This is a genomic window from Dactylosporangium sp. NPDC050588 (assembly GCF_040654975.1).
GTDB lineage: Bacteria > Actinomycetota > Actinomycetes > Mycobacteriales > Micromonosporaceae > Dactylosporangium > Dactylosporangium maewongense.
In genome coordinates, this window is the sequence record NZ_JBFAJA010000179.1 from 1 (window position 1) to 8,474 (window position 8,474).

Annotated in this window: 1 protein-coding gene; it reads left to right on the forward strand. The window is 73.8% G+C overall.

From position 1 onward, the window contains the following. Positions 1–8,474: amino acid adenylation domain-containing protein (locus AB0I21_RS56785; protein WP_360574298.1), on the forward strand; the 8,474-nt coding region annotated here is incomplete at both ends.

Genomic DNA, 8,474 nt, shown 5'->3' on the forward strand with positions numbered 1-8,474 from the left:
TGCCTGGCGCGGGAGCGGCCCGCACGGCGCTCGTGCCGTGGCAGCGGCCCGAGCGGCTCCCGCTCTCCTACGCGCAGCAGCGCCTGTGGTTCATCGACCAGCTGGAGGGCCCGAGCTCCACGTACAACATCCCGATGGTCCTCGGCCTGTCCGGCGACGTCGACGTCACCGCCCTCGACGCGGCACTCCGCGACGTGATCGCCCGGCACGAGGTGCTCCGCACGGTCTTCCCGACCGCGGACGGGCAGCCGTACCAGCGGATCCTCGCCATCGAGGACCTCGACTGGCGGCTGCGACTCGGCGCCGACGCCGACCTCGAGGCCGCGGTCGGGCGCGCGTTCGACCTGGCGACCGAGGTGCCGATCCGGGCCCACCTCCTCGGCGGGCGGACCCTCGTCGTGGTCCTGCACCACCTCGCCGGCGACGGCTGGTCCCTCGGCCCCCTCGCGGCGGACCTGTCGGCCGCGTACCAGGCCCGGCTCGCCGGCCAGGCGCCGGCGTGGCGGCCGCTGCCGGTCCAGTACGCCGACTACACCCTGTGGCAGCGTGACCTGCTCGGCGACGAGGACGATCCGGACAGCGTCATCGCGCGGCAGGTCGCCTACTGGCGGCAGGCGCTCGACGGGGCACCGGAGGAGCTGGCGCTGCCGGCCGACCGGCGCCGCCCAGCGGTCGCCAGCCACCGCGGGCACGTGATCCCCCTCGAACTGCCCGCCGACCTGCACGCCCGGCTGCTCGCCGTGGCCCGGGCCGAAGGTGTCACCGTCTTCATGCTGCTGCAGGCGGGCCTCGCGGTGCTGCTGTCGAAGCTGGGCGCCGGCACGGACATCCCGATCGGTGCGGCCATCGCCGGGCGTACCGACCAGGCCTTGGACGATCTGGTCGGGTTCTTCGTCAACACCCTCGTCATGCGGACCGACCTGTCCGGGGACCCGACGTTCGCTGAGCTGCTGAGCCGGGTGCGGGAGACCAGCCTCGCCGGGTTCGAGCACCAGGACGTGCCGTTCGAGCGGCTCGTCGAGGAGCTCGCCCCCGTCCGGCACCTGGCGCGCAACCCGCTCTTCCAGGTGAACCTGACGGTGCAGAACACCGCCGACGCCGTCCTCGACCTGCCCGGCATCGGTGTCGGCGCCGCCGCCGAACCGGCCGCGGAGCTGTCGGCGGCCGCGAAGTTCGACCTCGACGTCGAGATCTTCGAGTCGTTCGACGCCGACGGCGCCGCCGCCGGACTCCACGGCGTGCTCGTCGGCTCGGCCGACCTGTTCGACGCCGGCACCGTCGCCGGCATCGCGCAGCGGTGGATCCGCGTCCTCGCGGCCGTCGTCGCCGACCCGGCCGCCCCGATCTCCGCGACCGACGCCCTCGACCCCGCCGAACGCGACCGGCTCCTCACCGACTGGAACACCGCCCCGGTGGATGTGCCGGAGGTGTCGCTGGGTGCGTTGTTCGCGGCGCAGGTGGCGCGGACGCCGGACGCCGTGGCGGTCGTGTCCGGCGGCGTTCAGATGTCGTACGCCGAGCTGGACGGCCGCGCGTCCGGCCTGGCCCGGCTCCTCGTCGCCAACGGTGTGGGCGCGGAGTCGGTGGTCGCGGTGTGCCTGCCGCGTGGCGTGGACCTGATCGCCGCGCTCCTCGCGGTGTGGAAGGCGGGCGGGGCGTACCTGCCGATCGACCCGGCGCTGCCGGCGGAGCGGGCCGCGTTCATGGTGGCCGACGCGGGTGCGCGGTGTGTGCTGACCGACCGGGTGGACATGGTGAGCGGTGTGCCGGTCGTGCACATCGGCGACCCGGTCCCGGACGGCGCAGACCCCGCCGTCGAGGTGGTGCCGGCGCATGCGGCGTACGTCATCTACACGTCGGGCTCGACGGGCACGCCGAAGGGTGTGGTGGTGACGCACCGCAACGTCGTGGCGCTCTTCGCGGCGACCCGTAAACTGTTCAGTGCCGATGACGTGTGGACGTGGTTCCACAGCTTCTCGTTCGATTTCTCCGTCTGGGAACTCTGGGGCGCCCTCCTCCACGGCGGCCGCGTGGTCATCGTGCCGGTCGACGTGTCCCGGTCCCCGCATGAGTTCTGGGAGCTGCTGATCCGCGAGCGCGTGACGGTGCTGAGCCAGACGCCGTCCGCGTTCTACCAGCTGACCCCGGCACCCTCCGACCTGCGGGTCGTCGTGTTCGGTGGCGAGGCCCTCGACCCCGGGCGGCTCACCGGCTGGTGGGAGCACGGCGTCCAGCTCGTGAACATGTACGGCATCACCGAGACCACCGTGCACGTCACCTACCGGCCCCTGGCGGCGGGCGGGACCAGCGACAGCGTGATCGGCCGCGGCCTCGCAGGGCTGCGCACCCACGTCCTGGACGACAACCTCCGGCTGGTGCCGCCCGGGGTCGCGGGCGAGCTGTACGTCGCCGGTGAGCAACTGGCGCGCGGCTACCTGGGCCGGGCCGGCCTGACCGCCGGCAGGTTCGTCGCCGACCCGTTCGGCGCCGGCGGCCGCCTGTACCGCACGGGTGACGTCGTCCGCTGGACCGGCGACGGCGACCTCGTGTATCTCGGCCGGGCGGACGCGCAGGTGAAGATCCGCGGGTTCCGCATCGAGCTGGGCGAGATCGAGTCCGTCCTCGCCGCGCACCCGCAGGTGTCCCAGGTGGCGGTGATCGCCACCGACGACAAGCGGCTCGTCGCCTACGTCGTCGGTGCGGGTGACGGGCTGCGGGAGTACGCCGCCGAACGGCTGCCCGAGTACATGGTGCCGTCGGCCGTGGTGTCGCTGGACGCGATCCCGCTGACGGTCAACGGCAAGCTCGACCGCAAGGCGCTGCCCGCACCGGACTTCACGACCGGGTCCGGCCGCGGACCGGCGAACGCCCGCGAAGAGGTCATCTGCCAGGGGTACGCCGAGGTCCTCGGCGTCGACGAGGTCGGCGTCGACGACGACTTCTTCGCCCTCGGCGGCCACTCCCTGCTCGCCGTCCGCCTCATGGAGTGGCTGCGGGCCCGCGGCGTGAACGTGTCGGTCCGGGCGCTGTTCGAGACGCCGACCCCGGCGGGGCTGGCCGCCGCGGCCGGCGGCGTCGCCGTCGACGTCCCCGCGAACCGGATCCCGGCCGGAGCCCAGGTCATCACGCCCGACCTGCTGCCACTGGTCGACCTGACCCAGGCGGAGATCGACACCGTCGTCGGCACCGTCGACGGCGGCGCGGCGAACGTCGCCGACATCTACCCCCTGGCCCCGCTGCAGCAGGGCATCCTGTTCCACCACCTGGCGGCCGAAGGCGGCGCCGACGTCTACGTCACCTCGTTCGTCCTCGAGTTCGACGACCGGGACCGCCTCGACGTGTTCGCCGGGGCGCTGCAGCAGGTCGTCGACCGGCACGACGTGTTCCGCACCTCGTTCGTCTGGTCCGGGCTGCGCGAACCGGTCCAGGTCGTGTGGCGGTCCGCGACCCTGCCCGTCACGGAGGTGACCCTGCCGGCCGGCACCACCGACCCGGTGGCCGAGCTGATGCGGATCGTCGCGGTGCCGAACGACCTCGGCCGGGCCCCGCTGCTGAACCTGCACCCGGCCGAGCTTCCCGGCGGTCGGTGGCTGATGGTGCTGCGCATCGACCACCTCGTCGAGGACCACACCGCTCTCGACGTCGTCATGACCGAGATCGAGGCGATCCTGGCCGGCCGCGCCGACCGTCTGCGGGCGCCGGTGCCGTTCCGCGACTTCGTCGCGCAGTCCCGGGCCGGGCTCGCCGACGGGCGGCACGAGGCGTTCTTCCGCGACCTCCTCGACGGCGTCGCCGAGCCGACCGCCGCGTTCGGGGTCATGGACATCCGCGGCGACGCGTCCGGGCTGATGCGCGCCGGCCTCGACCTCGACGCCGACCTCGCGGCGCGGCTGCGGACCACCGCCCGGCGCCTGCGGGTCAGCCCGGCGACGGTCCTGCACGTGGCGTGGTCCCGGGTCCTGGCCGTCGTGTCCGGCCGCGACGACGTCGTGTTCGGCACGGTCGTGTTCGGCCGGATGAACGCCGGCGCCGGCGCCGACCGGGCCCCCGGCCTGTTCATGAACACCCTGCCGGTCCGGATGCGCTCCGGCGACCTGGACGCGCGGGACGCCGTCGCCGAGATGCAGGGCCAGCTGGCCCGCCTCCTCGAACACGAACACGCGCCCCTCGCCCTGGCACAGCGGGTCAGCGCCGTCCCCGGCGACCAGCCGCTCTTCACCACCTGCTTCAACTACCGGCACAACGGCGGCGGCGTCGGCCGCGGCACCGGCGAGGACGGTCCCCGGTTCGACGGCGTCGAGCTGATGCACACCTGGGAGAGCACCAACTACCCGGTGACGGTGTCGATCGAGGACGAAGGGACCGGCTTCACCCTGACCGTCGACGCGGTCGGGCCGATCGACGCGGGCGCGGTCGTCACCATGCTGAACGCGGCGATCGCCGGCCTGGTCCCGGCCCTGGAGGCCGGCCCGCGGACGCCGCTGGCCGACATCGGCGTCCTCGACGCCGCCGACCTGGACATGGTGCTGCGCCAGTGGAACGACACCGCGGCGGACGTGCCGGCGGGGACGCTGCCTTCGCTGTTCGCGGCGCAGGTCGCGCGGACCCCGGATGCGGCGGCGCTGGAGTTCGAGGGTTCGTCGGTGTCGTACGCGGAGCTGGACGCACGCTCGAACCGTCTGGCGCACCGCCTGATCGCCGAGGGTGTGCGGCCGGACTCGGTCGTGGGTCTGCGGTTGCCGCGCGGCGTGGACCTGGTGGTGGCGCTGCTGGCGGTGGTGAAGGCCGGCGGGGCGTACCTGCCGATCGACCCGGACCTGCCGGCTGAGCGCGTCGCGTACATGAGCCGGGGCGCGGTCTGCGTCGTGACCGACGCCGACGCCGACGGCTACGCGGACAGCGAGACGGGCGTGCGGGTGCTGCCCGCCCAGGCCGCGTACGTCATCTACACCTCCGGGTCCACAGGCCTGCCCAAGGGAGTGGTGGTGCCGCACGAGGGCATCGTGAACCGCCTGGTCTGGATGCAGGCCCGCTTCGGGCTCGTTGCAGGTGACCGGGTGCTGCACAAGACGCCGTTCGGGTTCGACGTGTCGGTGTGGGAGCTGTTCTGGCCGTTGATTCAGGGTGCGACGATGGTGATCGCGAAGCCGGGCGGTCACCGCGACCCGTCGTACATCGCCGACCTGATCCGCACCGCAGGTGTCGACACTGTCCACTTCGTCCCGTCGATGCTGGAGGCGTTCCTCGCGGCCCCCGAGGCGGCCGCGTGCTCCGGGCTGCGGCGGGTCGTCTGCTCCGGTGAGGCGCTCGGGACCGCGGCCCGGGACCGGTTCTTCGAGGTGCTGCCGTTCGTCGGCCTGTTCAACCTGTACGGTCCGACCGAGGCGTCCGTGGACGTCACCGACTTCGAGGTGCGGCCGGATGGTTCGCCGGTGGTGCCGATCGGCAAGCCGGTGTTCAACACGCGCGTCTACGTCCTGGACGACCGCCTGGCTCCGGTGCCGGTGGGTGTCGGCGGCGAGCTTTACCTGGCGGGTGTTCAGCTGGCTCGCGGCTACGCGGGCCGGCCCGGTCTGACGGCCGAGCGGTTCGTCGCGGACCCATACGGCACCGGCGAGCGGCTGTACCGCACCGGCGACGTCGTGCGCTGGTCCACCGACGGCGACATCGTCTACCTCGGCCGGGCGGACGACCAGGTGAAGGTCCGCGGGTTCCGGATCGAGCCCGGCGAGATCCAGGCGGCCATCTCCGCGCATCCGCAGGTCGAGCAGGCCGCCGTGGTGCTGCGCGACGACCGGCTCGTCGCCTACGTCGTCGGCCAGGTCGACGGACTGCGGGAGTTCGCCGCGTCCCGGCTGCCGGAGTACATGGTGCCGGCCGCGTTCGTCACCCTCGACGCGCTGCCGCTCACCACGAACGGCAAGCTCGACCGCAAAGCGCTGCCCGCGCCGGAGTTCGCGGCCGGGACCGGGCGCGGCCCGGCGGACGCCCGCGAGGAGCTGCTCTGCCAGGCGTTCGCGGAACTGCTCGGCCTCGACGCCGTCGGCGTCGACGACGACTTCTTCGCCTTCGGCGGCCACTCGCTGCTCGCCGTGCGGCTCGTGGAGTGGCTGCGGGCCCGCGGGATGTCCGTGTCGGTCCGCACCCTGTTCGACGCGCCGACGCCGGCCCGGCTCGCCGCGGCCGCCGGTGCCGCCGCGGTCGAGGTGCCACCGAACCTGATCCCGGACGGCGCGCAGGAGATCACCCTCGACATGCTGCCGCTCGTCGAGCTCACCGGCGACGAGGTGCGGGCGGTCGTGGCCGCCGTCGACGGCGGCGCGGCGAACATCGCCGACATCTACCCCCTGGCCCCGCTGCAGGAGGGGATGTTCTTCCACCACCTGCTGGCGGACGGCGGCGACGACGTCTACGCCGTCGCGCGGGCGTTCGAGCTGCCCGATCAAGCCGGCCTCGACGCCTTCCTCACCGCGCTGCAGCAGGTCATCGACCGGCACGACATCTTCCGCAGCTCCGTCGTGTGGTCGGGGCTGCGCGAGCCGGTGCAGGTCGTGTGGCGGTCCGCGCCGCTGCCGGTGACCGAGGTCGACCTCCCGGCCGGTGCGGGCGACCCGGCGAGTGACCTGATGTCCGTCGTGGGCCTGTCGATGGACCTCGGGCGCGCCCCGATGATCGACGCCCACGTGACCACCCTCGAGGAGGACCGCCGGCTGGTCATGGTGCGGATGCACCACCTGGTCGAGGACAACACCGCCGCGCAGACCGTCTACCACGAGGTCCGCGAGATCCTGGCGGGCCGCACCGCCGGGCTGCCCACCCCGCAGCCGTTCCGGAACTTCGTCGCCCAGGCCCGCGCCAGCCTGGCCGGCAGCGACCACGAGCAGTACTTCCGGGACCTGCTGAGCGGCATCGACGAGCCGACCGCCGCGTTCGGGGTCACCGACGTCCGCGGCGACGGGTCGACCGCGGTCGTCGCCCGGGCGGACGTCGACGCCGGCCTCGGCCGGCGGCTGCGGGACGTGTCCCGGCGGCTCGGCGCGAGCCCGGCGACCGTCCTGCACGTCGCCTGGTCGCGGGTCCTCGCCGTCGCCGCCGCCCGCGAGGACGTCGTGTTCGGCACGCTGCTGTTCGGGCGGATGAACGCCGGCGTCGGCGAGGACCGGGTCGGCATGTTCATCAACACGCTGCCCGTCCGGCTGCGGACCGGCGACCTCGACGTCGTCGCCGCCGTCGCCGCGATGCGCGGGCAGCTCGCCGGCCTCCTCGAACACGAGCACGCGCCCCTGGCCCTCGCCCAGCGGGCCAGCGACGTGCCGGCGAGCGTCGCGCTGTTCAACTCGCTGTTCAACTACCGGCACAACACCCTCGACCAGGCCACGCAGCAGGACGACGACACGGGGACCACCGTGCGGCAGGTGTACCTGCGGGAACGCACGAACTACCCGCTGTCCGCCTCGGTCGACGACAACGGCGACGGGTTCACCCTCACCATGGACGCCGTCGCGCCGATCGACCCGCACGCCGCCGTCCGCATGACCCTCACCGCCGTCGAAGGCCTCGTCACGGCCCTCGAAGCCGACCTCGACAGTGGGTCACGCACCCCGCTGGCGGTGGTGCCGGTGCTCGGCGCGGCCGAGCTCGACCAGGTCCTGACCGGCTGGAACGACACCGCGGCCGACGTCCCGGCGGCGACGCTGCCGGAGCTGTTCGCCGCGCAGGTCCGGCGGACCCCGGACGCGACCGCCGTGCTCGGCGACGGGGTCTCCCTGACGTTCGCCGAGCTGGACGTCCAGGCGAACAAGCTGGCCCGGCACCTGACGACGCTCGGCGTCGGAGCGGAGTCGCTGGTCGGCGTCAGCCTGCCCCGCGGCGCCGACCTGATCCTCGCCCTGCTGGCGGTGTCGAAGGCCGGCGGCGCCTACCTGCCGATCGACCCCGGGCTGCCCGTCGACCGGGTCGGGTTCATGCTCGCCGACGCCCGCGTCAGCATGCTGCTCGGCATCGAGGACATCCTCGACGAGCTGCCCGCCGGCCGGGTCCGCTCCGTCGCCCTCGACGACCCGCGGGTCGCCGCCTCGGTCGCGCGGCAGCCCGGCACCCCGCCGGCCGTGACGGTGCTGCCGGGGCACGCGGCGTACGTCATCTACACGTCCGGGTCGACCGGCACCCCGAAGGGCGTCGTCGTGACCCACAACGGCCTGGCGAGCCTGGTGGCGGCGCAGGCGGAGCGGTTCGCGCTGACCCCGGGCAGCCGGGTGCTGCAGTTCGCCTCCGCCGGGTTCGACGCGGCCACCGCCGAGATCTTCGTGACGCTGTGCTCCGGCGCGTCGCTGGTCGTCGCCGACGCCGCGGCACTGCTGCCCGGCGCCGGCCTGACGAAGCTGATCGGCCGGTTCGCGGTGTCGCACGCGACGCTGCCGCCGGCGGTCCTCGCCGTCCTCGACCCGGCCGACCTGGCGTCGGTGTCGACGGTC